Below are 25,446 nucleotides of genomic sequence, written 5' to 3' on the forward strand. Positions count from 1 at the left end.
CCGGCGGGGGCTTTCTGCATTTACGGGCCAGCTGCCTTTCGGGAATCAACAGGAATCAGGACGGCTCCACCAATTTCGTGTCGTACGCCAGGATCACCGCCTGGATGCGGTCCCGTGAACCGGATTTCGCGAGGATGCGGCCGACGTGGGTTTTGACCGTCGACTCCGCGAGATGGAGCCGGGCGGCTATCTCGGTGTTCGTCCAGCCCTTGCCGATGACCGTGAGGATCTCCCGTTCGCGGTCGGTGAGAGGTGAGAGACGGGGGTCCGTGAGGGCGGGGGCGATGGGCTCTTCGGGTTTCGGCAGGTGCCGGGCGTAGGTGTCGAGGAGGCGGCGGGTGAGGCTGGGAGCCACCACCGCGTCACCGGAGGCCACGGCGCGGACGCCGGAGAGGAGCTCCTCGGGGAGGGCGTCCTTCACGAGGAAGCCGGAGGCGCCGGCGCGGAGACCGGCGTAGGCGTATTCGTCGAGGTCGAACGTGGTGAGGATCAGGACACGGGTGCGGTCGCCCGCCGAGACGATACGGCGGGTGGCCTCGATGCCGTCGAGGCCAGGCATGCGGACGTCCATCAGGACCACGTCGGGGTGGAGCTCGGCCGTCAGACGGACCGCCTCGCTGCCGCCCGGGGCCTCGCCGACGACCGTCATGTCGTCCTGGCTCTCCAGGAGCATGCGGAAGCCGAGGCGCTGCAGGGGCTGGTCGTCGGCGATGAGGACGGTCGTCACTGCGGGGATTCCTCCGGGAGGTGAAGGTGGACTCGCCAGCCGCGTCGCGGGTGGGGGAGCGGGCCGGCCTCAAGTGTGCCGCCGTACAGGGCTGTTCGCTCGCGCATGCCGGGGACGCCGCGGCCGCCGTTTGCCGGGGCGGGCTGGGCGGGGGCGGTGCGCGCGGTGTCGGTGAGGGTGAGGGAGACGGCGCCGGAGTCCTCGTAGGAGATGAGGAGGCGGGACGTGGCGCCCGGTCCCGCGTGTTTCAGGGTGTTGGTGAGGGCTTCCTGGACGACGCGGTAGACGGTGAGTTGGCGGCCGGGCGACAGGGCCGGGGCGCCGCGGACGGTGCTGTGGACGGGGAGGCCGGCGGACCGTACGCCGCTGAGCAGGCGGTCGAGGTCGGTGAGGGAGGGCTGGGGGGTCAGATCGGCCGGCGGGGCGGGGGCCGAGGAGTCCTGGGGGTCGTCACGCAGGACGTCCAGCAGACGGCGTAGTTCCGCGAGGGCCTGGCGGCTCGTGGTGGAGATGGCGGTGAGGGCCTCGCTGGCGCGGGCGGGGTCCTTCGGGGCCGCGTAACGGCCGCCGTCGGCCAGGCCGGTGATGACGGAGAGGTTGTGGCCGATGATGTCGTGCATTTCGCGGGCGATACGGGCGCGTTCGGCGGCGGCGGCGAGGCGTAGCTGCTGGTCGCGTTCGACTTCCAGCTGGCGGGCGCGTTCGACGAGGGAGGCGAGGTACTCCTTGCGGGTGCGCACGGCTATGCCGGCGACCGCGGCGAGCGCCAGGGCCGTCGCCGCGGGGACGATGTTCTGGTCGAGGCCCTGTTCGTCGGGGTGGCGTAGGCCGCCGACCAAGTAGGGCATGACGGCCAGGCCGTAGGACCAGAGCAGGGTGCGTTGGCGGGTGCGCAGGGCCACGTGGAAGACGGTGAGCAGACAGAGTTCCCCGGCCTGGAGGGAGGCACCGGTCCAGGTGTTGACGAGGGCGAAGGGCAGCGTCGTCAGGAGGGCCGCGAAGGGGTGGGTGCGGCGCTGGAGGAGCGGGAGGGTGAAACCGAGGGAGAGGGTGACGATCAGCCAGCCGGGGAGGGTGGGGTTGTCGGTGATGTTCCGCCAGCCGCCGCTGGTGTAGTCGATGAGGGCGGCGGTCACGAAGAAGCCGGTGACGAGCAGGTCCCAGAGCAGGGGGCGGCGGTGGTCGAGATCCCGGGCTCGCTGGGTGAGGCGTCGGAAGTGCTGGGTGAGGGGTTGCGGGCCGGCCGGCTGCCAGGTGCTCTCGGTGCCGGTGTCGCGTTCGGTGCCGTCGCTCGTCACGTGGGCATCCTCGTACGTCGGGTGGGCTCGGGGCGTGCGACCGGGGCCGGAAATCCGGTGAAGGGTGTAGTACCCCGGTACTACCGTGACCCCCATGAAGCTGCCTGCGCGTGCTGAGGGCCCCGTTCTTCCCGAGGGGTACCGGATCCGGTCCGTCCGCGCCGAGGAATGGCGTGAGGTGCGGGAGTTGAGGCTGGTCGCGCTGCGGGATCCGGTGGCTCATCTCGCGTTCCTGGAGACGTACGAGGAGGCCGCGGCGCGTCCGGACGGGTTCTGGAAGGAGCGGGCGGAGGGGGCCGCGGAGGGGGTTCGGGAGCGGCGGCAGTTCGTGGTGGAGAGCGCGGCCGGTGAGTGGGTCGGGACGGTGACCGTGCTCGTGGAGGAGGCCGGGGCGCGGGACTTCTTCGGCGGGGTCGTCGAGCGGCGGCAGGCGCATCTGGTGGGCGTGTTCCTGCGGGACGGGCATCGGGGCAAGGGCGTGGGCGAGGCGCTGTTCGCGGTCGCGGTGGGGTGGGCCCGGTCGGCCGGGGTGGAGCGGGTGCGGTTGTTCGTGAACGAGGGGAACGGGCGGGCCGCCGCCTTCTACCGGCGGGTCGGCTTCGTGGGCAGTGGGGTGACTGTCGAGGGGGGCGAGGGGCGGGAGTTGGAGTACGTGCTGGAGCGGGCGCAGGTGTAGGGCGTGGGGCGTAGGGCCTGCGGCTCGGGTGTTAGCGTTCGGCGGCATGGACGACAGCGTGTATGTGGGCAATGCGGGCAAGGACGCGGCGCTGGACCGGGGTTGGCTGCTCGGACACTTCAAGGCGGAGGGGGATCCGCGGCGGAGTGAGGCGGTGGAGATCAAGTGGGGTGTCCATCCGCGGGGTGACACGCGCGCTCAGTGGGTCCGGGGTGAGGAGCGGACCGCTCTGCAGGTGCTGATCAGCGGTCGTTTCCGGGTCGACTTCCCCGGCCGTAGCGTCGTGTTGGAGCGGCAGGGCGACTATGTCGTCTGGGGGCGCGGAGTGGACCACTCCTGGGTCGCCGAGGAGGAGTCGGTGGTGCTGACCGTGCGGTGGCCGTCCGTGGCCGGGTACGCGGTGCCGGACGAGGGCGCTTCCTGACTGTGTGACTGTCTTACTGCCTGAGCGCCTGACGTGGTCAGGGCAGCGGGAGTTCGGCGTTCGGCCAGCGGGAGCGGGCCTGTTCGCGGGAGCGGAGGAGGGCCAGAGTGGGGAGGCCCTGGTCGGCGCCGCCGGTCAGGAGCGCGGGGAGCTGGGGGAGCGGGGCCACGGCCGCCACGTCGTCCAGGACCAGGGTGAGTGGTGGGTCGAGGCGGCCGGAGGATGACCGTTCGGCCATGCGCCGGCCGCGCTCGACCACGCTTGAGACGAGGGCCGTCAGGAGAGGCATGGCGGAGGGGTTCGCCTTGGGGTCCTCGATGGGGTCGCCGACCACATAGAGCGTTCCCCCCTCGTGCACGAAGGAATCCAGCGCCAGGGAGTCGGCTCGGTTCGGGGCGCATGCCTCCCGGACGTTGACCGTGGACAGCGCGGAGAGGGCGCGGGCCGTCAACTGCTGTGCGATGTCCCGGCGTTCGGGGTGCGAGGTGAGCGCCGACTCCAGCTCACCCGCCGCGCCGGGGGCCGCCTTCGGGTTCGTCCGCAGGGTGCGGACCGCTTCCTGGACGTTGCTGCCCTGGGCCCAGCGGTGCAGGTGGCGGATGGTGCGGGTGTCTATGGCGGCGGCGTGGAGGTAGCTGCGCAGGAGGGTCTCGGCGGTGTCCGCCACCGCTTGGTCGATCCTGGCGGTGGGGCGGATGGGGGCGAGCAGGGCGATGGCCCTGGCCAGCGCCGTCGGCTTGTCCTCGCAGCCGGAGATGGGCGACCAGTGGAGGCGGGCCGGGGTGTCGCAGCGGTGGGCGGGGTCGTAGAGGAGGACCGGGCCCAGTTTGGCGCGGGCGCCCTTCGTGTCCGACCAGAGGGTGGGGTCGGAGGTGACGACGAGGGCCGGGCCTTCGGCGTCCCGCACGGCCTGCGCGGCGACCGGGCGACGGGACTCGGCGGGGCCGAGGACGACCGTCGGGGCCGGGTTCGCCCAAGTGGCGCCGGTGTCGAGTGCCGTGCCGACCCCGGCTGCCGGGGCGGTGGCGATGGGGGCAGCGGCAGTGGCGATCGGGGTCGGCGTCGGGTTCGGGCCGGTGAATCCGGCGGGTGGGGCGAGGCCGCCGCCGCTGGAGGTGGTGGTGTGCGGCGGGGTGGGGGTGGTCGGCTGCGCGGACGGCTGTTCCACGGGGACGGCTGTCGGGGACGCGCTCGGGGCGTGGCCGGGGGCGTGCGGTGCGGCGTGGCCAGGGTGCTGGGGCGGTGCTCCCGCCGTCGGGGTGCCCTGCCCCTGGGCCCGTGCTGCCTTGTCCCTCGCTCGTACGGCTCGCCAGCGGGCCAGGGTGCCCATGGTGAAGACGGTCAGGACGAGGAGGACCATGAGCTGACTGATGAGGAGGCCCCAGAAGAGGCCGTAGCCGGACAGCTGGGCGGCGGGGGTGTCCGGCCAGGCGGCGGAGAGGTCCTGGGGGGCGGAGATCAGACTGCGTACGGCCAGGGGGGTGCGGGTGAAGGTGACTGCGTCCGGCCAGGCGCCGTGGGCGAAGAGGCCGGCCAGACCGGTGGCCGACCAGACCAGCAGGGTCACGCTCACCAGGAAGCCCAGGAGGGCGATCAGCAGCCCGTCGGGGATGCCGCCACCGCCGTGCTGAGGGCGCCGCTCGTTTGGTCTCACCGCACGCCGCCGTACCCGCCGTGGCCCCGGCTGCTGTACGCCCGGCCGTTGCCCACGCCGCATGCCCCGCCACCGTACGCCCGGCCGTCGTTCGCGCCGTACGCCCCGCCGTCGTTCACGCCGTTTCCTCGTCCTGACCCTGCTCGTTCCGGCTCATCGCTGCTGTCCCGCTCAGGCCACCGTCGACTCGGAGGAGCCGTATCCGTCGACCTCGCTCAGTTGCTGTTCGACGAAGGCGGCCGCTCGTTCCTCCGCCTCCAGTTCGGCGGCGTGCAGGGCGTCGTCGTCCAGCAGGTGGTCGACGGACGATTCGGTCATCGCGCGGTCGGTGAAGACGAGGGGGCGTTCGGTCTCGGTGATCAGGTGTTTGACCACCTGTACGTTGCCGTTGACGTCCCAGACGGCGATGCCGGGAGTGAGGGTGGGGATGATCTCCACCGCCCAGCGGGGCAGGCCCAGGACGCGGCCCGTCGCCCGGGCCTCGTCCGCTTTCTGGGCGTAGATCGTCCGTGTGGACGCCATCTTCAGGATGGCCGCGGCCTCCTTGGCCGCCGCGCCGTCGATGACGTCGGACAGGTGGTGGACGACCGCGACGAAGGACAGACCGAGCCGTCGGCCGAACTTCAGCAGGCGCTGGAAGAGCTGGGCGACGAACGGGCTGTTGATGATGTGCCAGGCCTCCTCGACCAGGAAGATGCGCTTCTTCCGGTCGGGGCGGATCCAGGTGTGCTCCAGCCACACGCCGACGATCGCCATGAGGATCGGCATGGCGATGGAGTTGCGGTCGATGTGGGAGAGGTCGAAGACGATGAGGGGCGCGTCGAGGTCGATGCCCACGGTGGTGGGGCCGTCGAACATGCCGCGGAGGTCACCGTCGACCAGGCGGTCCAGGACCAGTGCCACGTCCAGGCCCCAGGCCCGTACGTCGTCTATGGCGACGTTCATCGCCTCCGCGGACTCCGGTTCGGGGTGGCGGAGTTGCTCGACGATGTCGGTGAGCACCGGTTGGCGTTCGACGATCGTCTCGTTGACGTAGGCGTGCGCGACCTTGAGGGCGAAGCCGGAGCGTTCGTCCAGGCCGTGGCCCATCGCCACCTCGATGATCGTCCTCAGGAGGGCCAGCTGGCCCGTGGTGGTGATCGAGGGGTCGAGGGGGTTGAGGCGGATGCCCATGTCGAGGGCGGCCGTCGGGTCGAGGCGGATGGGAGTTATTCCCAGCTCCTCCGCGATGAGGTTCCACTCGCCGACGCCGTCCTCGCCCTGGGCGTCGAGGACGACGACCTGGCGGTCGCGGAAGCGCAGTTGCCGCAGGACGTACGTCTTCTCCAGGGCCGACTTGCCGTTGCCGGACTCGCCGAGGACGAGCCAGTGCGGGGCGGGGAGCTGCTGGCCGTAGAGCTGGAAGGGGTCGTAGATGTAGCCCTTCCCGGAGTAGACCTCGCGGCCGATGATCACGCCGGAGTCGCCGAGGCCGGGGGCGGCGGTCGGGAGGTAGACCGCCTGGGCCTGTCCGGTGGAGGTGCGGACCGGCAGGCGGGTCGTCTCGACCTTGCCGAAGAGGAAGGACGTGAAGGCGTCGGTGAGGGCGGAGATCGGGTCCCTCATCAGCGCTTCACCTCCAGGTGCGGTTGGATCGGATGGTCCCGCATCGCGATGGCCCTACCTTCGGATTCCGGTGGCGAACGGGAGCGTGTTGACGAAGGCCCGGTGGTGTTCGCGGTCGCACCACTCCAGCTTGAGGTACGACTTGCCGGCCGAGGCCCTTATCGTCCGCTTGTCGCGGGCCAGCGCCTCCGGGGAGCGGGAGGAGACGGTGATGTAGCCGACGAGGTTGACGCCGGCGGCGCCGCTCGCGAGGTCCTCGCCGCGCTGGTCGAGGCGGGAGTGGGAGGCCACGTCACGCGGGTCGACCGTGCGGTTCATCTTGGCGGCGCGGGACGCCTCCGCCTCGTCGTTGGTCTTCTCCGTCAGCATGCGTTCGATGGCGACCTCGGTGGGTTCGAGGTCCATCGTGACGGCGACGGTGCGGATGACGTCCGGGGTGTGGACCAGGAGGGGCGCCAGGAAGTTGACGCCGACCGGGGTCATCGGCCACTCCTTGACCCAGGCCGTGGCGTGGCACCAGGGGGCGCGGGTGGAGGACTCGCGGGTCTTGGCCTGGAGGTAGTCCGGCTCCATCGCGTCCAGTTCGGCCGGCCAGGCGTTGCGCTTGGTCATGGCCTGGATGTGGTCGATGGGGTGGTCCGGGTCGTACATGGAGTGGATGAGGGAGGCGAGGCGGCCCTGGCCGAGCGGCTGCCGTACGCGGATGTCGGCCTCCTGGAGGCGCGAGCAGATGTCCGTCAGCTCGCGGGCCATGACGACGGCGAGGCCGGCGTCCTTGTCCAGCTTGCGGCCGTGGGGGCGGGCGGCGCGGGCCATGGCGTGGCCCTCGGCGGCCAGTTCGCGGGTGTAGTGCATACAGGCGACGAGGTACGCGCGGTGCTGCTCGCTGCTGGTGGAGACCATGGACTGCAGCTGGTCGTACGACTGCTGCAGCCAGCCCGGGGCGCGGTCGTCACCGCGCTGGGCGACGTCCTTGGCGTGGGCGTCCGGGTCGGCGGGGAGCGTGCGGGCGAGCATCTGGAGGCGGGTGACGAAGCCGTCGCCGTTGGCCACGTGCTTGAGGAGGGTGCCGAAGCGGTCGACGAGGGCTTCCTGGTCCTCGGAGTCGCGCAGGCCGACGCCCGGGCCCTCGATCTCGATGGCGGCGGTGACGGTCCGACGGTCGGCGTGCAGCAGGACGGCGATCTCGTCGGGGCCGAAGGGGGCGGCGAGCCAGGTGATGCGGCCGATGCCGGGCGGGGGGCCGACCTCGACCTCACGGCCGTCGAGGCGGGTGCCGGCCTCCATGTTGGCGGAGCGGTACGTCGTGCCCTTGCGCAGGCTGCGCTTGTAACTGCGGTTGATCTCGAACCACTTGTAGAAGGTCCGCCGCTTGTACGGCACGTACACCGCGGCCAGCGCCAGCATCGGGAAGCCCGTCAGCAGGGCGATGCGTGGGACGAGCACCGGGACGAGGAGGCCGCACATCATGCCGAGGAACGCGCCCGCGATGATCAGCGCGATCTCGCCGGACTCGCGGTTCCGGCCGATGATCGCGTTCGGCCGGGCGCGGCCGATCAGATAGGTACGGCGGGGCGTGATCGCGTGGGACAGGTGGGAATCGGTCGTCAACGCCCTTCACCTCCGGTGCGGTTGTTGCTGCTGTTGCGGGTGTTGCCGGCGTGCGGGGTGTTGATGGGGCTCGAACGGGGCGGGGGTGCGGCGGAGGGGACAGTTCCGCCGCCGCTCGCGCTGCGCGAGCTGTGGGCGGCCACGCCGCCGGACGCGGGGTTGGACGGGCGGGGGGTGCTGCTGCCGCCTCCGCCGTTGTTGTCGGCCCGGGAGCTGTGGGTCTTGATGCCCTGGGCGACGAGGGTGGCGGGGGAGCTGATGACGGCGGCGGCCTTGCCCTCGGCGCCGCGCATGATGCGGTTGTTGCGGGAGTTGGCGATCTCGTCGCCGAAGCCCGGGACGAATCGGTAGATCATCGCCGAGGCGAAGATGGCGAGCAGGATGATGGCGAGGCCGGAGACGACCGCGGCGAGGGAGTCGGGGCCGTCCTCGGTGGTCAGGGCGCCGGCGAGGCCGAGCACGATGACGATGACGGGCTTGACCAGGATGATCGCGATCATGATGCCCGCCCAGCGGCGGACGTGGCCCCACAGGTCCTTGTCGACGAGGCCGGCGTAGACGACGACGCCGAGGAGGGCGCCGACGTAGAGCAGGACGGCCCTCAGGTACAGCTCCAGGTACAGAACGCCGGCGGCGACGATGGAGACCAGCGACACCAGGATCAGCATGATGGGGCCGCCGCCGATGTCGTTGCCCTTCTTCAGGGCCTCGGAGAACGTGCCGAAGAAAGTGTCCGTCTGGTTGCCGGTGGTGCGGGCGATGATGTCGCTGACGCCGTCGGTGGCCGAGACGATGGTGTAGAGGATGAGCGGGGTGAAGGCGGAGGCCAGCACGGTCAGCCAGAGGAAGCCGATGGCCTCCGAGATGGCCGTCGTGAACGGCACGCCGCGGACGGCTCGCTTGGTGACGGCGAGGAGCCACAGCACGAGCGTGAGGATCGCGGAGGCGGCGAACACGACCGCGTAGTGCTTCAGGAACGTCATGTTCGTGAAGTCGACGTTCGCGGTCTCGTTGACGGCTTCGGAGAGCTTGTCGACGGTCCAGGAGGCGGCGTCGGCACAGCCTTGGGCCAGGGAGGAGAGGGGGTCGAGGGTGGTGGTTACGTCGTTGGGGAGGGTGCTGGTGTCGGCTTTTTCGCCGGCGCCTCGTTCGCAGTACTTCTTGGCTTCGCCGACGATGAGATCGCAGGGATTGTCGGACGTCGAGGGTGACGGCGACGGGGTGGGGGCCGCGTAGGCCCCTGACGCGAGGAGGACGACAGCCGTCTGTACGGCGGCTACGGCTCCGGTGAGCCTGAGCGCACGGTTCGGGCTACCGGGCATAAGTGAACCCTCCGTACTCTTCGACGGCCTTGCTGATCTCTTCGGAGGTGGCGGCCTGGTCGTCGCCCGGCACGGGAGCGGGGCCGTCCTTCTGGGAGTCCGTGACGATCTTCCAGTCACCGTCGGACCACCGGAGGTCGAAGGTCCACGTCTTCCAGGTCGAGGTGACGGGGTCGGTCGAACTCTGCCCGGACATGCCGATGAGGCCCATGTACCAGACGGCGACCTTCGCGGCGGTGTCGCTGTACTCCTGGACCGTGGTGCCCAGCGGAGTCACACGTGAGACGAACGTGCTGCCCTCGGGCGGGTTGCCGTCGGCGTCCAGGCCCATGTTGCCCAGGAAGTCGGCCGAGTACGCCTCGTCGAGCGGCGTCCTCAGCTTGGCGGCCGCGTCGGTGGTGTAGAGCGTGTCCACGATGGTGTGGCGGTCGTCCTTGTGGAACATGCCGGTCGAGCCGAGTGCCACGGCGTAGTTTGCCGCGGCGCTCTGCACGCCCTCCTCGCTCCGCGCGAACCCCGTAGGGATACCCGCCGTCTTCGACTTCACCGGCCGCTCCCCCGAAGCCGCCGTAGGCGCAGTCTCAGCCTTGTCAGAGCCTCCTTGGCTGCCGGAGCCGCCCCCGCCGCCCCGGTTCGCGAAGGCGATCGCGGCGATGAGGAGGACCACCACGCCGACGACGGTGACGAGGCTTCTGGAGGAGGAGCGGGGTCGGCGAGGCGCGCCGCCGTAGGGGTCGCCGCCGCCCTCGGGGAGGCGTGTCCGGGTCTGGCCGGTGCCGGCGTACCCCCCGTACGCCCCGTCGTCCCCGGAGCGCGAGGACTCGCGGTACCCGTGCTCGTCGCCGAGACTCATGCCGCGGTCGCCCCTTCAACTTCGACGTCGTACCGAAAGGCGTAGCAGTACGACGGTAGCCGCGCTGGTTCCCGCGCGGGCGCGGTGTGGAGACTCGACATCAGGGAAACGCAACCTCAGCCGGTGGGCACGACGGACGGGTGGGGTGGGAGGGGAACCGGGCGAGGCCGGTGGTCCGGCCGGGGCGGGTGCCGGCGGCCGCGCTACACGGCCATGCCGTACACGATGGTGAAGAGCGTGCCCAGTGAGCCGATGATGAAGACGCCGGTGAGGCCGGCGATGATGAGGCCCTTGCCCTGTTCGGCGCTGAAGGTGTCGCGCAGGGCGGTCGCGCCGATGCGCTGTTTGGCCGCACCCCAGATCGCAATGCCGAGGCAGAGGAGGATGGCGACCGCCATCACGACCTCGATCATCACGCGTGCCTCGTTGCCCAGGTCGCCGAAAGGCCCCCAGTCCGGGGCGATTCCGCCGATGATGGTGGTGATGTCGCCCTTGTCGGCCGCAACGAACATGTAAGTCACCGCCCCTAGTGGGTAGTTCTGTGTGTCTGTGCTGGTTGTGCGCTTGCTGTGCGGCACGTACGCCTCGGCGTCCGCTCCGCACGCCTCCGCGCAGTTGCGCAGAGGTCGGGCCCATTCTCGCCGACAATGACGCTGTCGTATGTCGACTTGGCGTCATCGATTGGCGGGTTTCGTACGGATCCCTTGCCGCCGGCCCGCGCGGGACCCTAACGGGGGGCGCGGAACGGTAAACGAAGGGTCGTATCGTCACTCTGTGTATCACGGCAGGTCACGCCGGGCAATGAGGATCAAGCGGAACCTGTGGTGTGGTTCCGTCGTTATTCCCCTTCTGTGACCTCAGGAGGCTGGGCCTGTCCCGCTTCTGACGGGATGTCGACCCTGGCTCGCCCCTTCTTCGTGGGTTCGAGTGTGCCTGATGGGGACGTAAGGGTCGTGTGTGGGGCCGGGGTGCCCCTGAAGAGCGAGCTTTGGCCAGAAGTGCATGGGATCGCGATCGCAATTTTGGTACAAATGATCGACTAGGTCCTCCGGTGTTGCGGCGTCAGGGATGCCGACGGAAGGCCGGGTTGAGGGAACGTATCTGCTGCTAAGGCGTCCACGGGGGTAGACGTGAGCGAGGACAGGCCCGTTGTCTCGGCCGAGATACCGGAGTTCACGGGAAATCTGGAGCAACTGGAGAAGGACGCCGGTGACATCGCGTTCGACGGGATGGCGGTCGGCGCGGCGGGGCTGCTGATCGATGCCAACTTCAATCTGCTGGAACCTTTCTACAAGGCTCCCGAGGCCGACCAGCTCTTCGCGACGACCGCGCCGGTCGCGGCGGCCGGCCAGGACCTGCAGACCGAACTGGGCACCGTCTCCAAGGCGCTGCTCGACTACGCGGCCGAGGTCCGTCCGCTGGTGGACCGGCTGAACTCGCTGCGCGAGGAGGCAGCGGCGTTCGAACGGCGCGTCGCGGACGACGAGGACTGGGTCGCGGACGGCGACCTCATCGACGAGAACACCGCCCGCCGCAACGCGGTCAACGCGGCCTGGACCGCCTTCCAGGCCGCCGAGCGGGCCTGCTACAACAAGATCGTCGCGCTGGTCGGCGGCGAGCCGCTCGCCGTCGGCGACGGGTCGGACAAAGAGAACACGTACGGCTACCGCGCCGAGGACCTCAACAACGCCGCGGGCCTGCCCTGGGGCGACGTCGTCGAGGAGTCCAACCCCTGGTACTACTTCCACGAGCACGCCTGGGACTTCACCGTCGGCTTCGTCGTCGACGGTGTGTGGGGCACGATCAAGGGCCTGGGCACGCTGGTCGGCTTCAACGGCTGGGACGCGGCGGGCCAGGCCTGGGTCGGCCTCGGCAAACTCGCGACCGGCATCCTGATCACGGGAACGCCGCTCGGCGCCGCGTACTGGCTGACCCCGGCCGACAAACTCCCCTCCTGGCTCCGCGACTCCCGCACCGCCGTCGTGGAGACCGGCAAGGCGCTGATCGCCTACGACGAGTGGGGCAAGAACCCCTCCCGGGCGGCGGGAGCGGTTACCTTCAACGTCCTGACGACCGTCTTCACGGGCGGGGCGGGCGGAGCGGTCGCGGCGACCGGCAAGGCCGGTGCGATCGCGAAGGCCATCTCCTTCGCGGGCAAGGCGGGGCGGATCGCCGACCCGATGACGTACCTCGCCAAGGGCATCGGCGGAACGGCCGTCAAGATCAGTGACGTCATGGCCGGCCTGCGCGGCATCACCGACGGCACGCACATCCGGCTCGGCGAGGGCACGTACCAGATCGCCGACCCGCCGAACATCGCCGACGACCTCCCGGCCGGCCTCACCCCCGAGAACTCCGTCCGCATGACCACCCCCGAGGGCGAGGTCGTCTACCTCGACACCAAGACCCTGGTCATGCACAACGCCGACGGGACGGTACGGGAGTCCCTGGACGACATCCGGCACGAGCGGACGGCGGAGCAGCGGGCGGAGGGGATAGGAGCACCGAGGACAGCCGACGAACACGAGCTGGTCGGCTCCGGGGCCGGCACCCGGGTCGGGGACACCGCGGCGGTGGGGGGCCGCGGGGGCGACAGCCTCGGCGGTTCCGGGGGCCGTATCGGCGAGAACCCACCGGTGGGCCGCGGCGATACGGGCGGCACAGGCGGCGGCCGGGGTGGCGGTGGCGGTGGCCTGGACGATCTCGGGCGGACCGGTGACGAGGGGCGGACCGGCGGCGACGCGGCCGGTGACGCGGGCCGTTCCGGCGATGAGGCTGCTGGGGCCGGGGAGGCGGTTGACCATGGCGCCGGGGCCGCAGACGAGGGGCAGCAGGCGCGCGAACGTACCCCCGAAGAGCAGAAGAAGATCATCGAGGAGCAGATCAAGAAGGCGAACGACCCCGATCCGACCTGGTTCGAGAGCTTCTACCGCTGTGACGGCCACCGTAAGAGCATCAAGACGCTCGACGAGAACGGGGACGAACTGCCGATCCTGGCCAAGGACTCGGACGGCAGCTGGATCGCCAAGGACTCCCTGCCACCGAAGCCGGGTGCGAAAAGCACGCTCGACCCGGGGACGTTCGATCGGGGGTCGGTCCGGACCGACCAGCTCGGTCATCTCGACGACGCCGCGATGGACCGGAAGGTGTCCAAGGACCTCACCAACGCCGAGCGGGTGTACAGGGCCGATCCCTCCGCCGAGAACCTGGCGAAGCTCAACAAGGCACAGGTGGCGTTTGACCTGCAGCTCCCGGGGCGGCCCAACAACAGCTCGATCGCCGAGGCTCTCGGCGAGCAGGCGGCCATGAGGCATGTCATTCCGCAGCGGTTCCCGGACGCCCAGTGGATCGACCTGCCGAAGACATCGAACGGCGCGAACATGTTCGACCAGCTCTACCGGTTGGATGACGGCACGCTCGTGATCGCGGAGGCGAAGGCGCCACAGGCCAATCCGATATGGCGCAAGGGTGCCGGAGATGCGGAAGGCTGGATGGTGCAGCAGGGGACACGACCTTACATCGAGACGATCCTTTTTCAGATGGAGAAAAACTTCAAGCTTGAGGCGACGGACAGCGCGGGCAACCGAGTACTGGATACACAGGGCAAACCGGTGACCAATGGCGACCTCGCGGAGCTGATATCGGACGCCCTGGAGAGCGGCAAGCTGAAGTACGTGATGGTGAAGGCGGCGGAAAATCCAGGCACCTACGCTGGGGCGAAGCTGGAGCACTTCGATATTGACTAAGAGGAGAAACCCCGTGGTCACGCGCATTCCTCGCCATGACACCCCGCCCGGTCTCGCTGCCCACGTCAATGCGGCAGCGGGCCTCGAAGCGCTGGCGGGTTCCGTGGCGCGTGTGCTGGAGCGTCTTGAGCAGTCGGACATGTCCCAGCGGCGTGCCCTGGATACGACACTGACCTACGCCATGGGCCGATGCGAGGTGGACCCGGACGCCGAGGAGTTCGAGACTTGGGAGGCCTGGGTCACCGCGATGCAACTGGCCCACACGCGTTTCGCTCTGGCCATCGAGCCCGAGGGCCATACCTTGACCTGCCGGATCAAGGAGAAGGAGCGAACGCTTCCGACGACTGGGCCCCGGCCCAACGTGAACGCCGACAGTTGGCTCAAAGCCTTCTACCTCGCTCTGATCTGCCGTGAGAACGAGCGGCTGGGCGAGCTGGCTCGGGTGCCCGTCTCTCTGCTGCGTGAATCGGGTGCGACGTTCGACGAGTACATCTACTCGTGGGTGGAGACCCTGCAGCGCTTCTGGCTGGGTCAGGACGGGGTTGGCGACCATCTGGTCGCCGCCGTGGACGGCACCGGTCCGGACTCGGCGCAGTGGGCAGACCAGGACTACATGTCCTCGATCCTGTATCCGCCGATCATCCTGTTCTACCGCTACCTGCGTGAGGACCACGAGAAGTTCAACGAGGCGCTGGTCGACGCGCTCCGGTGGCACAAGGAGTACTGGACCGCGTCCGACGACCGGGCCATCAACAGTGACGGCCTCGTCGCTTTCGGTCCGCTGGCCATCGCCTGCCTCGCCCACGACAAGGGCTTCCCCATCGAGGTCGAGTCGGAGTACCTGCCGAGCGCTCTGCTGACGTTCGCGTGGCGGGGCGAGATCGACACCTGAACCGACCGTCAGTGGTAAGTACCGCCGACAACGGAGGGCATGCCTCGGACACATCCACTGCAACCGCCCGATTCCCTTGTGGACACGCGTTGCCGGAGCGGATCCGTACCTCGGGCGCGATCGGAGGACAACCGTGACCTGTGGTGCCGGGCTTCTGCGTACGTGCGCTACTCGCCCACGAGGCGAGCACCGCTGATGCATACGATTCCTGGCATGGTCACTCGTATTGCTCCCCGGTCAGCGTTGGCCGCGGCTTCGTTGTTCCTCGCGCTCACCCTCGTCGGCTGCGGTGCCGGCGACGTGGCGGGTCCCTCCGAGGACAAGCCTGCGCAGAGTGCCCCCTCTTCTTCCGGTTCACCTCAGTCCTCGCCGTCCCCCACGTCCAGCGTGAACGAGGACGGTACGGCGAAGGCGGGGGCGAAGGCGAAGCTCGGGGAGCCGGTCCTGCTCCGCTACGAAGGAGGGACGAAGTCGGGCATTCTCGAGGTCACCGTCACCGGGATCGAGAAGGGCAGCAAGGCTGATGTGGCCTCGCTGGGGCTGAAGGACGACGCCAAGGAGATGACGCCGTACTACGTGCGGGCGACCATCAAGAACGCGGGCAAGAACGATCTCTCCCACGCGGCTGTCGACCCGCCCAGCGGACTGCTCGACGACGGGACCGCGGCCCGGCAGCTCCTGGTCATCGGGACCTTCGCCACCTGCGACTCCTACCCGAAGACCAAGAAGTTCCCGCCCGGGGCCTCGTACGAGACGTGCGCGCCGGTTTTCGCCGACCCCGGCACCGAGGTCACGGGTGCGGCATGGACGGGGCAGGGCTACCCCGACTTCCCGCCCTCCGCAGGCGTGACATGGACACCGTGAGGCGAGTCGGCGCCCTGCGTTGCGGCTGAGGCGTTGTCAGGACGGCGCGGCTGCGGGAGGCAAGTGCGGGCCGCAGGTCACACGGCTACGGCGGAGACATTGCTGCCGGGGAGCCTCGCGGCATAGGCCTCGATGTCGTCGCGATCCGAGGTGAGAACACTGCCTCCGCCGTGGCCGGCGGCGATGAGCACGGCAAGGGCGTCGACCGGGTCAGGGCGCTTCTTCGGCGGCAGGGCAGCAGAGCCGATCATGTCGCCGAGTGTCTTCCAGCCTTCGATGTTCACTCCGCCCGCGCAGGGGAGACAGCGAGGTGGCAGGTCATCCGGGTATCGAGCCCGGTCGGCGGGATACACGAAGGCATCGGCGAGGAGACGCTTCCAGGCGTAGGCCGTCTTCGGGCTTGTCCGCCATGCCTGTGACAGAGCGGGCCCAGGGATGATCGGTTTGTGCCCCCCGGCCGCGACGAAGCCTTTGTGCAGGATGTGCGCCCGGCGATCCTGACCGACCAGGGCCATCAACATCCCCATGTCGTACACGACCACGTTCACGCGGCGGCCTCGTTGCGCAGGGTGCGGCCGAGGATCGTGTCGATCTCAGCCTGCTCCTCCTTGGTCGGCTCGATGTCGTCACCTGCCCAGATGCCAGTGCCAGCCTCCTCCTCGGCCTCCACACGGGCCTTCTCGAAGGGCTCGAAGATCTTCCTGACCCGGTCCTGCTGATCCATCTGCGCCTGCGCGGCGATGGTCAGGAAGGTGGAGACGTCGAGTCCGGCGTCTGCGGCGTGCTCCCTGATTCGGTCGCGCACGGTGGCAGGCATGCTGATCGAGAAACGTACGGTCGCCATGCCACTACGGTAACACCGAGTGTTACCAGGCTGCGCTCTTCAGGACGACCAGCCTGGGGGGGCCTGGGTCAACTCGCCGATCCGAATGCACCGATCCGTTTCGCGGGACCGCGAGCGGCCCAGACGGGGTAGGCGGGGCATCGTCTTCCTGACCATCCGCCGTTTCACCGAGGCCAAGGTGCCGGCGCAACTCGGAGAGCACCGCGTCCGGCAGGGAAGCCGTGAGGTTCATGGAGACGTCGATCACATAGAGGTCAGCCATGCGCACGGCGCACGGCTGACCGTGGGCGACCCGTCACCCGAGCCGCCCTTCGCTCCTCGGCCGCTCCTCAGCCGCGCTTCTTCCGGTCGAAGAGGATGGTGGCCGCTGTGGGCAGCAGGCCGGTCCAGAAGAGGATCTGGGGCACTGTGCGGTCGGACCAGGGGAGTTGGGCGATGAGAAGTGCGCAGAGCATGGCCCAGGCGGCTTGGGCCAGGACGATGCGGGGCCAGCGGCGACAGCGGATCAGGGAGCGGAGGTTGATACGGATGCCGTTGCGCAGGCGCCGGTATCTGAGCAGGGCGCCCAGAGCCCAGATCGCTGCCATGGGGACGAGGGTCCACAGGCGTTGGCCGAGGGAGACCGGAAGCTCCCGCTGGGTCTCTCCCTCCACCGCGAAGAGGTCGAGCATGGTGCCGGCGAGGGCCAGGCAGAGCAGGGCGAGCCAGCGTACGCCGCGTAGGAGGCGGTAGGAGGCGTCGTCGAGCTTGCTGCGCAGCGACGCCGATTCGGGGGCGGCGCTCAGCGCGTCGGCGTACAGCGTCGCCGCCTCTGTCGCCTTGACGCCCGGGGCGGTTGCCGCCTTCTCGGTCCGGCGGGCCAGGGCGTACTGGTGCTGGGGGTCGAGACGGAGGATCGCCTCGTCCATCTGGTCGGCGACGGTCGTATTGCCCGACAGGGAGGCGATCTTCCAGACCACCTCGTGGGCATAGACCTCTTCGGGGCCCAGGCGCAGCGCGGCCATGGCCAGTTCCTCGGCGCGCCGGGCCGCGGCGTCCACCTCGTCCGCGCGGACCGCGCCGCCGCCCGCCCGGCCGAGGCGGAGCAGTTCGGCGGTGAAGACGGTGTCGGCGAGTTTGGCGTAGCCGTACCAGTCCTCCGGGGAGAGACGCACGACCTCGCGCAGCACCTTCTCCGCCTCCGGCAGCCGTCCGCCCCCTGCGGCCCACAGGGCGTGCGAGCGCATGACGAGCGCTCCGACGTCTGCAGGGCCGAGCGCGAGCGCCTGCTCGGTCGCGTCGAGCGCCGCGTCCGCGTTCTTGGGCTCCACCAGGTGGCACTTGGCGAGTTTGACCCAGGCGCGGATGTCTTCCGGGTCCTCGGCGAGCCGCTGCCTCATCAGGGCTTCGGCCTCGGCGCGTCGGTCGATGGCGAGGAGCGCCTCGGCGCGCTCCACCGCGGGATGCAGAGTGGTCACAGCTTCCGCTTCTTCTTCAGGTAGGCGACCAGGTCGTCGTACGTTCCGCCCTCATTGGCGAACATCGCCACGTTCCGGGCCGAGGCGAACCACGGGTCGGTGGACGGCACGATGTCCTTCGCGGCCGCGAGCAGGTCCTTCATGCCGATGAGACGTACGGTGCCGCTGCGGGCCGAGTCGAGGAGCGCCCTCTCGGCCGCCGCCTCGCACAGATGGGCGAGGTCGGCACCGGACAGGCCGTCGGTGACCTTGGCCAGCCTGCCCAGGTCGACGTTCACGATGGGCCGGTCCCGCAGGTGGTAGCGGAGGATCGCCTCGCGCGCCGGGGCGTCGGGCGGCAGCACGAGCAGTGTGCGGTCAAGGCGGCCGGGGCGGCGCAGCGCGATGTCCACGTCCCAGGGCACGTTGGTGGCGGCCAGCACGAACACGCCCTCGTTCGCTCCGGCGTCGATGCCGTCCAGCTCGGTGAGCAGCTGGTTGACGGTGTTGCGCATGCCGTTGTGGAGGGTGCGGCTGCGCTTCGCGCCCAGAGCGTCCAGTTCGTCGAGGAAGACCACGCACGGGGCCTGGCGGCGGGCGGTCTCGAAGACCTGGTGCATGTTGCGTTCGGAGTTCCCGATCCACATGTCGAGGACATCGTTGACCGACACGGACAGGAAACTCGCACCCAGTTCGCCTGCGACGGCCCTTGCGATGAATGTCTTGCCGCAGCCGGGCGGTCCGTACAGCAGCAGTCCGCCGCGCAGGCTCTTGCCGTACAGGCGGCGCAGTTCGGGGTTGCGCAGGGGTGCGAGGAAGGCGGCCTCCAGACGTTCCTTGACCTCCCGCATACCGCCGACATCGGCCAGGCGCACGGCCCCGCCTCCGTCCCCGTTGCCGTTCTCTCCGGTCCCGGGCTGTTCGACGTCCCAGGCGGGCGCGTCACCCGGGTCGTTCCGCCCGTCCGCCGCGAGCGGTGCCTCCACGAACCTGGGCGGCACGACGTCCCCGACCTGTTCCTCGGCGGCCCGCCAGTCGAACCCGCCCCGCCGCTCCTCCGGCGTCCGGGCCGTCTCCTGACCCGACGTCCGCGTCTCGGCCGCCGGTGCAGGTGCGGACGGCGTGGTCCGCTGCGGGACCGCCATCGCGCGCATCATGAGTTCCCGCGCTTGCGTGTCCCCCGGCGCGTGCTGCAGCGCGACGGCCACCTCGGCGACGGCCGTGTCCTGTCTGCCGGCGTCCAGGAGGAGTTCCGCCAGATGCAGCCGCAGAGGCACGTCGGCGGGTGCCGCTTCGACCGCCTTGCGCAGGCTCTGTATCAGGGGTGAGTCGTCCGACATGGGCTACACCCTACGGATCTCCGTCAGGGGGGGGCGCAGGCGAAGGGTACGGGCGCGACCGGCGTCCGGACGGGTCGGGCAACTGGGCGGCTCCGGGGGCGCGGTCGCCGACGCCGCCGCTGTCGCCCGTCTTGCCGGTGATCCTCCGGTCGGGAAAGGTGTCGCGCCGCAGTATCCGTGGTCATGCGGTTGGCGCGAGCAGGGGAGGTCGTCATCACTGTTCCACGTCGAGGGCGGCCCCCTTCGCCGGCTCGCCCCGCCGGAGGACGACCCTTCGTGGGTCCCGTACGGCCTTCCCGAGGCGTGCACCGCTGCGATCCACGCGAAGTGACGTGGGGAGACCTCAGCGATCCACTGGCTTGACCGTCGACTCGAAGCCCTCGACCCCCTCCACGAAGTGGTCGAACTCGCCTGCCTGGACTCCCAGTACGAACGCGTCCCACTTCCGGCGGTTCGTTGTCACGACATTGTCCGGGTCGCTCGTCTCGCGGATGTAGACGGGGGCTTCGGGGTCGTCCTCGCCGTTCCCGGCTCCGAAGGCGAGTTCGATCCACGGGCCGGGTCCGGTCGCGTCCTCGGGGGCTGCGCGGATCCAGTCGAGGTCTTGGGGGATGTCAGACACGGGTGGGGGCCTTGTCGAGTTTGAGGGCGTGGAGGAGGGCGCGGAATCCGGTCGAGGTGGCGTTGAGTACGGCTCCGGTGGCGTCGGCGGATTCGGTGATGAGGACGGTGTCGGCGGGGCCGGTGGATATGTGCACGCAGGAGTTGCCTTCGGAGCAGAAGGAGGACTTCTGCCAGGAAGAGGCCATGGGTATTTTCCTCACAGGTCTCGCATCACGTCGTGGATGAGGTCGCGGGTCTTGTCCGGGCTGAGGGCCACGGCTTCGATCCGGTCCAGGAGAGTTCGGTATTTGTGCAGCTGTGCTTCGGCGTCGAGGAACACCGCGCCGTGCGACTGATCGAGCTGGACGGTGTCCAACTGCGGTACGGGGCCGTGCGCGTAGGAGATCGACTGCCCCGATCCTGGGTAGGCGCCGACGTCGAAGGTGATGGCTCGCAGGGTGATGTGTTCACGATCGCTCAGATCGAGCAGGTGTTCCAGTTGTTGTCGTGCCACAGTGGGGCCGCCGACCTTCATGCGCAGGGCTGCCTCGTGGATGACCGCCTGGTACGACGTGGGATCGTCCGCGCGATACAGCACCGCCTGCCGCTTGATGCGGAACGAGAGCCGGTGCTCGATGTCGGGGGGTGAGAGTTCGGTGACCGCCTGGCGGAAGATCTCCAGTGCGTACTCGCGGGTCTGGAGCAGGCCGGGGACGCGGGCTGTGGTGGCCTCGCGTACCGACTTGGTGTGGTGCTCGAGTTCGGCCAGATCGAGCATCGGGGTCGGGAGCAGCTCGCGGTACTCCTCCCACCAGCCGCGCTTCCGCTCCGACGCCATGACCGCCATCGCTTCTACCAGGGCCTTGTCCGAGCAGTCGTAGTGGCAGGCGATCGTGCGCAGGCGCTCGGGGCTCACTCCCACGCGTCCGGCCTCCATGTTGCTGACCTGTGCCTGCTTGATGCCGAGAAGTTGACCGGCTTCCGTAGCGCTCAGGCCCGCCCGCTCGCGGAGTTTGCGCAGCTCCGCGCCGAAGCGAAGTTGTCTGCCCGTCGGGTTGGTCCTCACGGGGCCGTGGACCTCCTTGCCGCCGCTGGTCACCCACACGGGTGGCAGTGAACGAGATTATCAAGAGTTGGTGAATGTATTAACTCTGTCCCGCTACTTTAGAGCTCAGGAGCTGTATCCGACCAACTCCCCTCAGTAACCGGAGACTTCCATGGCCACCGTATCCCCGTCCTGGAACTACACCCTTCGTCTCCCCCGGGACCCCCGCTCCCCCGGCGTCGGACGCGCCACTCTGCGGGCCGTGCTCTCCGCGCACGACATCTCCGAACTCGCCCCCACTGCAGAGCTGTTGGCCGCCGAGCTGCTCAGCAACGCCCACCGGCACACCGTGGGCGAGTATGCCCTGCGGGTCCTGGAGGTCGGCGGGCGGCTGCGTGTGGGGGTGTGGGACCGGGACTGGCGGGTGCCGGTGGGGTTCGGAGGGGGCGACGTCCGGCCCGTCGACCTCGACGCCGAGTGTGGGCGTGGGTTGCAGCTCGTGCGCGCCTGCTCCGAGGGGCGGGGTGTGTCCGTGTGGAGCGACCTCGGTGTCTCGCGCGGCGGAAAACTGCTGTGGGTCGACTGCGGCGCCGTCGAGTGATCATTCCTAAGAAAGCAGGCCGCCTCTACACTTGCTGGCGGTGGACTGGCGCGCGGTGAGGGGCGGTTGACGGTGCGTAAGGCGTGGATCGTGGTGATCGCTGCCGGCAGCGCCGGGCTCGCCTTCGTGATGGTGCTGGTCGTGGGTGTCTATCTGGTCGCCGGGAATCTTGCCGCCGGGATCGGCGGAAAGTCCGTCGGGCTGGCCAAGGGGGCCGTTCCCGGGGCTTATCAGGCGCTCGTGCAGAAATGGGGCAATCTGTGCGACGCCATCAATCCCGCACTGCTCGCCGCGCAGCTGTACCAGGAGAGCGGGTTCAATCCGAAGGCGCAGAGCCCCGCCGCCGCGCAGGGGATCGCGCAATTCATTCCGGGGACCTGGGCCGCGCACGGGCTGGACGGTGACGGGGACGGCGACCGTGACGTCTGGGACCCGAATGACGCGATTCCATCGGCCGCCTCGTACGACTGCTCGCTCGCGAAGTACGTGAAGGACGTACCCGGCGATCCGACGGCGAACATGCTCGCTTCCTACAACGCGGGGGCGTACGCCGTGATCAAGTACGGGGGTGTTCCGCCGTACAAGGAGACCCAGAACTATGTGAAGACGATCACGACGCTGTCGAAGAGCTTCGCCGCTCCGACGAGCCGGGTCGACCCGAGTGAGCAGGCGGCCGGGGCCATCGCGTACGCGCAGAAGAAGCTCGGGACGCTGTATCTGTGGGGCGGCACCGGTACCGCTGAGCAGGGCGGACGCTTCGACTGCTCCGGGCTGACGCAGGCGGCGTACGACAGTGTGGGGATCACGCTGCCCCGCGTCGCGAACGATCAGTACAACGCCGGGCCGCACCCCTCGCGCGACGAGCTGCTGCCCGGGGATCTGGTGTTCTTCTCCGACGACCTCACCAACTCGCGGGCCATTCGGCACGTCGGGATTTATGTGGGAGGCGGATACATGATCGACGCGCCGCGGACGGGGGCCGTCATCCGATTCGACCCGATTGACACCCCCGACTACTTCGGTGCTACCCGGGTCACCGAAGATGGCGCGAAAGCGTTGCCCACGACGGTCTGACAGCGCCGTAATTCTCTGTGAACCACTGCCCTGAGCTGCGCAGACGTGTCTCTCTTCGATAACGTCTGAGTGATCATTCAGTGGAGGGTGGAACGTATTGAGAAGGAGTGTGCGTTCCTATTTGACGTAGCGCGTTGACGCTCATGCGGAAGCACTACGGACACCACGGGGGTGGCAAAGCGCGGCGCACGTACGGGTGCGGTCGCGAGAACGATGACGAAAGGGCCGCAGCACGATGGCTGGACTCGCCGCGCATGCCGCTACCTCACTGGCCGCTGAATCCGGATCGAATCCCGACGTCGAGCTGCTGTACGACATCAATGGTCTGGCCAAGGATGCGCCGCACTGGCTGGACCGGGTGATGGAGTTCGTGGGGGAGTACGGGCTCCTCTTCGCGATGGTGCTGCTGATCCTGTGGTGCTGGTGGGGAGTGCGGAAGCGGGGCGGCGAGGACGCGGCCTCGTCCGTGGCCGCGTTGGTGTGGGCGCCGCTCGCCGCCGGGGTCGCCGTGCTGGTGAACGTGCCGATACGCGGGTTCGTGGAGCGGCCCCGGCCCTTCCTCGATCACGAGGGGCTGGAGGTGCTGGTCTCCGGCAAGACCGACTACTCGTTCGTGAGCGATCACGCGACGCTGATCATGGCGATGGCGGTGGCGCTGTTCGTCGCCAACCGGAAGTTCGGGCTGGTCGGGCTGGTCATCGGGCTGCTGGGCGGGTTCATCCGGGTCTACATGGGTGTGCACTACCCGACGGATGTGATCGGGGGGTTCGCGCTCGGGACCGCGGTCGCGTTGCTGCTGTCGCCGCTGGCCATGGCTCTGCTGACGCCGTTGATGAAGGCGGTGGAACGGTCGGGGCGTGCGGGGTGGATCGTGCGGGCTCGGGGGCGTGATGGGGGGCGTGCGGTGATTCCGGGGGCGCGGGTTGAGTCGGCGTCTGCGGAGGAGCGGGATCTGGCGGCCTGAGGGTTTCCCCGATCTTTTTCGCCCCCGCTGCCCCTACCTGTCCCCTCCCTCAAGGGGCTGTGCCCCTATGACCCCCATGTGCGGCTGAGTGGGGCTTCTCGCGTAGTTCCCCGCGCCCCGGGGTGTGAGGGCCTGCGGCCCTTCCCACCCCGGGATCACAGCGCCTGCGGGAACGTGAAGAAGCGGGTCGGGTCGTATTTCTTCTTCACGGTGGTCAGGCGGGGGGTTGCTTCGCCGTAGTACGCCTTTTTCCAGTTGGTCAGGGTCGCGTCGGTGTAGTTCTGGTACGCGGCGCCCGAGGCGTGGCGGGTCATGGACTTGTGGGCCCTGTCGAGCCAGGACTGGGCCGTCGTGCCGGTGGTGCCGGGCTTCCAGGAGGCGAGGTACTGGGCCAGCATCCGGGAGCGACGGTGCACGAACGCCGTGGCCGTGGGCGAGACCCGGTTGACCTGGCCGCCGAGTGCCGTGAGGGCGATGCTGCCTGCCCCGCCCTTCACCCCGGTGATCTGGGTCAGGAGGGTCTGGACGCCCGCTGACGAGATCGAGCGGTCGAAGAAGTCCGAGCGGGCCGCGTACGTCTCCCTGCGCAGCGCGCCCTGCGGGGAGCGGCCCGGCGTCGAGCCGGGCAGGTGGCACTTGGCGTCGGTCGAGAACGAGCCGCAGCCGGCGTAGCCCTCCATGGCGTCCTCGTACGAGCGGCGCTTGAGGGAGACGCTGCGGGCCGGGGTGCCGACGCGGTCGGCGAGGCGGTCGAGGGCGTTCTCCAGGTCGCCGTAGCCGCCGAGGGAGAACGCGGCGACGGCGACGGTCGGGGTGCCGCCGTTCGCCAGGTGGCAGGAGGACCAGATCTCGTCGGCCTGTGTGGGGCCCCACTCCTGCCAGGCCTTCAGCACGGCGGCGGCCTTGGACCACGGCCAGGTGAGGTACGCGGTGACGCCCTGGCGGGCCGGGTGGGTCTTGAAGCGGAGTTCCGTGACCACGCCGAAGTTGCCGTTGCCCGCGCCTCGTAGGGCCCAGAAGAGGTCCTTGTTGGTGGTGGCGTTCGCGATCAGTTGCTTGCCGTCCGCGGTGATCAGGGTGGCCTGGGTGAGGCTGTCGCAGGTCAGGCCGTAGGCGCGGGAGGTGACGCCGTGGCCGCCGCCGAGGGTGAGGCCGGAGACGCCCACGGTGGGGCAGGAGCCGGCGGGTATGGTGACGCCCTTCGCGGCCAGGGCCCGGTAGACGTCGATCAGCTTCGAGCCCGCGCCGACCACGGCCTCGTTCTGGGAGGCGCGGATCTTGTTCAGTTTCGAGACGTCTATGACCAGGCGGCCGTTGCCGGAGGACCAGCCGGCGTAGGAGTGGCCGCCGTTGCGGATCGAGACCTTCAGGGCGTGGGCCTTGGCGTAGGCGAGGGTCGTGCGGATGTCGTCGGGGTGGGCGACGTAGGCGACGGCGGTGGGTTTCAGGGTGTCGAAGCGGGTGTTGTAGAGCTGGCGGGCTGTGGGCCAGGACTTGTCGCCGGGGCGGATGAGGGGGCCGTCCAGGTCTCGGGCCAGGGCGGACCAGTTGGCGGTGGTGCCGGTGACTGTGGTTGTGGTGGTGCGCAGGGAGGTGTTTGTGGCGCGGGGGTTGGGGGTGGGGGTGGTGCAGGCGGAGGTCGTGGTCAGGGTGGTGGTGAGTGCGGCTGCTCCGCCGAGGAATGTGCGCCGTTCCATGTGGGTCTCCCGGTGCGCCGGTCGTGGGTTCGTGGAACGAGACGGGGTTGGTGGGGTGCGGGTTCCCAGGATCTCCGCCCCCGCCGCCCCTACCCGTCCCGTCCCCAGGGGCTGTGCCCCTTCGCCCCCTTCGTCTCAAGGGCTTGTGCCCCTCCCCCTGGGGGCGCCCT

The 25,446-nt window shown here is 69.5% G+C and carries 25 protein-coding genes; 8 read left to right on the plus strand and 17 right to left on the minus strand.

Features of this window, described 5'->3' with window-relative positions:
- Window positions 1-55: 55 nt before the first annotated feature.
- Together P8T65_RS24585 and P8T65_RS24590 are read right to left on the minus strand one after the other, a co-directional pair.
- Window positions 56-727: a response regulator transcription factor gene (locus P8T65_RS24585; protein ID WP_316727402.1), complete on the minus strand. Its 672-nt coding sequence runs from the start codon at window positions 725-727 to the stop codon at window positions 56-58.
- Window positions 724-2,025, minus strand: a complete 1,302-nt coding sequence (locus P8T65_RS24590; protein WP_316727404.1) for a histidine kinase — start codon at window positions 2,023-2,025, stop codon at window positions 724-726. Before P8T65_RS24590 ends, P8T65_RS24585 begins: the two co-directional genes overlap by 4 nt.
- Window positions 2,026-2,119: 94 nt before the next feature.
- Here P8T65_RS24590 and P8T65_RS24595 point away from each other — a divergent pair, with 94 nt between their 5' ends.
- Together P8T65_RS24595 and P8T65_RS24600 are read left to right on the plus strand one after the other, a co-directional pair.
- Window positions 2,120-2,701, plus strand: a complete 582-nt coding sequence (locus tag P8T65_RS24595) for a GNAT family N-acetyltransferase (RefSeq protein WP_316727407.1) — start codon at window positions 2,120-2,122, stop codon at window positions 2,699-2,701.
- 46 nt (window positions 2,702-2,747) lie between these two features.
- Entirely contained in the window at window positions 2,748-3,125 is a 378-nt protein-coding gene (locus P8T65_RS24600) for a signal peptidase I (RefSeq protein WP_230217157.1), read from the plus strand.
- Window positions 3,126-3,162: 37 nt separating this feature from the next.
- On the opposite strand, the gene P8T65_RS24605 is transcribed toward P8T65_RS24600, so the two are convergent.
- The 7 genes from P8T65_RS24605 to P8T65_RS24635 all read right to left on the minus strand — a co-directional run bounded on the left by P8T65_RS24605 (window position 3,163) and on the right by P8T65_RS24635 (window position 10,682).
- Entirely contained in the window at window positions 3,163-4,779 is a 1,617-nt protein-coding gene (locus P8T65_RS24605; RefSeq protein WP_316727410.1) for a type IV secretory system conjugative DNA transfer family protein, read from the minus strand.
- On the minus strand, window positions 4,776-4,898 hold the full coding sequence (locus tag P8T65_RS24610) for a hypothetical protein (protein ID WP_316727412.1): 123 nt from the start codon (window positions 4,896-4,898) through the stop codon (window positions 4,776-4,778). Before P8T65_RS24610 ends, P8T65_RS24605 begins: the two co-directional genes overlap by 4 nt.
- Before the next feature lie 52 nt (window positions 4,899-4,950).
- Complete coding sequence (locus tag P8T65_RS24615; RefSeq protein ID WP_033525049.1) at window positions 4,951-6,384, minus strand: ATP-binding protein; 1,434 nt, start codon at window positions 6,382-6,384, stop codon at window positions 4,951-4,953.
- A gap of 54 nt (window positions 6,385-6,438) precedes the next feature.
- Window positions 6,439-7,995 (minus strand): SCO6880 family protein, encoded by a 1,557-nt coding sequence (locus P8T65_RS24620; RefSeq protein WP_184892260.1) that lies wholly within the window; start codon window positions 7,993-7,995, stop codon window positions 6,439-6,441.
- Window positions 7,992-9,317, minus strand: coding sequence for a hypothetical protein (locus P8T65_RS24625; protein WP_316727416.1), 1,326 nt, complete (start codon window positions 9,315-9,317; stop codon window positions 7,992-7,994). The genes P8T65_RS24620 and P8T65_RS24625 overlap by 4 nt, the downstream gene beginning before the upstream one ends.
- Window positions 9,307-10,170, minus strand: a complete 864-nt coding sequence (locus P8T65_RS24630) for a hypothetical protein (protein ID WP_316727418.1) — start codon at window positions 10,168-10,170, stop codon at window positions 9,307-9,309. Before P8T65_RS24630 ends, P8T65_RS24625 begins: the two co-directional genes overlap by 11 nt.
- Before the next feature lie 203 nt (window positions 10,171-10,373).
- Complete coding sequence (locus P8T65_RS24635; RefSeq protein WP_033525053.1) at window positions 10,374-10,682, minus strand: hypothetical protein; 309 nt, start codon at window positions 10,680-10,682, stop codon at window positions 10,374-10,376.
- Between the two features lie 618 nt (window positions 10,683-11,300).
- Between P8T65_RS24635 and P8T65_RS24640 the strand changes: the two genes are divergently transcribed.
- The 3 genes from P8T65_RS24640 (at window position 11,301) to P8T65_RS24650 (ending at window position 15,672) form a co-directional block, all read left to right on the plus strand.
- Window positions 11,301-13,916: a hypothetical protein gene (locus P8T65_RS24640; protein WP_316727423.1), complete on the plus strand. Its 2,616-nt coding sequence runs from the start codon at window positions 11,301-11,303 to the stop codon at window positions 13,914-13,916.
- Window positions 13,917-13,929: 13 nt separating this feature from the next.
- Window positions 13,930-14,808, plus strand: coding sequence for an immunity 49 family protein (locus P8T65_RS24645; protein WP_316727425.1), 879 nt, complete (start codon window positions 13,930-13,932; stop codon window positions 14,806-14,808).
- Window positions 14,809-15,021: 213 nt separating this feature from the next.
- Window positions 15,022-15,672 (plus strand): hypothetical protein, encoded by a 651-nt coding sequence (locus P8T65_RS24650; protein ID WP_316727427.1) that lies wholly within the window; start codon window positions 15,022-15,024, stop codon window positions 15,670-15,672.
- A 77-nt stretch (window positions 15,673-15,749) separates the two neighbouring features.
- Here P8T65_RS24650 and P8T65_RS24655 read toward each other — a convergent pair whose 3' ends face one another.
- From P8T65_RS24655 to P8T65_RS24685, 7 genes are all read right to left on the minus strand, one after another.
- On the minus strand, window positions 15,750-16,220 hold the full coding sequence (locus P8T65_RS24655; RefSeq protein ID WP_316727430.1) for a hypothetical protein: 471 nt from the start codon (window positions 16,218-16,220) through the stop codon (window positions 15,750-15,752).
- A complete protein-coding gene (locus tag P8T65_RS24660) occupies window positions 16,217-16,516 on the minus strand; it encodes a hypothetical protein (protein ID WP_316727432.1) in 300 nt (99 codons plus the stop codon). The genes P8T65_RS24655 and P8T65_RS24660 overlap by 4 nt, the downstream gene beginning before the upstream one ends.
- A 329-nt stretch (window positions 16,517-16,845) precedes the next feature.
- The gene (locus P8T65_RS24665; protein WP_316727434.1) at window positions 16,846-17,973 is read right to left on the minus strand and encodes a hypothetical protein; all 1,128 of its coding nucleotides are present in this window, start codon (window positions 17,971-17,973) and stop codon (window positions 16,846-16,848) included.
- Window positions 17,970-19,292, minus strand: coding sequence for an ATP-binding protein (locus tag P8T65_RS24670; protein WP_316727436.1), 1,323 nt, complete (start codon window positions 19,290-19,292; stop codon window positions 17,970-17,972). The genes P8T65_RS24665 and P8T65_RS24670 overlap by 4 nt, the downstream gene beginning before the upstream one ends.
- A 343-nt stretch (window positions 19,293-19,635) precedes the next feature.
- Complete coding sequence (locus tag P8T65_RS24675; protein ID WP_316727437.1) at window positions 19,636-19,914, minus strand: DUF397 domain-containing protein; 279 nt, start codon at window positions 19,912-19,914, stop codon at window positions 19,636-19,638.
- Window positions 19,907-20,101, minus strand: a complete 195-nt coding sequence (locus P8T65_RS24680; RefSeq protein ID WP_316727439.1) for a DUF397 domain-containing protein — start codon at window positions 20,099-20,101, stop codon at window positions 19,907-19,909. The genes P8T65_RS24675 and P8T65_RS24680 overlap by 8 nt, the downstream gene beginning before the upstream one ends.
- A gap of 11 nt (window positions 20,102-20,112) precedes the next feature.
- Entirely contained in the window at window positions 20,113-20,961 is an 849-nt protein-coding gene (locus tag P8T65_RS24685) for a helix-turn-helix transcriptional regulator (RefSeq protein ID WP_316727441.1), read from the minus strand.
- 151 nt (window positions 20,962-21,112) lie between these two features.
- Here P8T65_RS24685 and P8T65_RS24690 point away from each other — a divergent pair, with 151 nt between their 5' ends.
- The 3 genes from P8T65_RS24690 to P8T65_RS24700 all read left to right on the plus strand — a co-directional run bounded on the left by P8T65_RS24690 (window position 21,113) and on the right by P8T65_RS24700 (window position 23,579).
- Window positions 21,113-21,541 carry an ATP-binding protein gene (locus P8T65_RS24690; RefSeq protein ID WP_316727443.1) on the plus strand — a complete coding sequence of 143 codons (429 nt, stop codon included), beginning with the start codon at window positions 21,113-21,115 and terminating at the stop codon, window positions 21,539-21,541.
- A gap of 66 nt (window positions 21,542-21,607) precedes the next feature.
- Window positions 21,608-22,615: a bifunctional lytic transglycosylase/C40 family peptidase gene (locus P8T65_RS24695; protein ID WP_316727445.1), complete on the plus strand. Its 1,008-nt coding sequence runs from the start codon at window positions 21,608-21,610 to the stop codon at window positions 22,613-22,615.
- Between the two features lie 235 nt (window positions 22,616-22,850).
- Window positions 22,851-23,579, plus strand: a complete 729-nt coding sequence (locus P8T65_RS24700; RefSeq protein WP_316727447.1) for a phosphatase PAP2 family protein — start codon at window positions 22,851-22,853, stop codon at window positions 23,577-23,579.
- A gap of 155 nt (window positions 23,580-23,734) precedes the next feature.
- Here P8T65_RS24700 and P8T65_RS24705 read toward each other — a convergent pair whose 3' ends face one another.
- Window positions 23,735-25,276 carry an FAD-binding oxidoreductase gene (locus P8T65_RS24705; protein ID WP_316727449.1) on the minus strand — a complete coding sequence of 514 codons (1,542 nt, stop codon included), beginning with the start codon at window positions 25,274-25,276 and terminating at the stop codon, window positions 23,735-23,737.
- Window positions 25,277-25,446 lie beyond the last annotated feature (170 nt).

Source organism: Streptomyces sp. 11x1 (assembly GCF_032598905.1).
Taxonomy (GTDB): Bacteria; Actinomycetota; Actinomycetes; order Streptomycetales; family Streptomycetaceae; genus Streptomyces.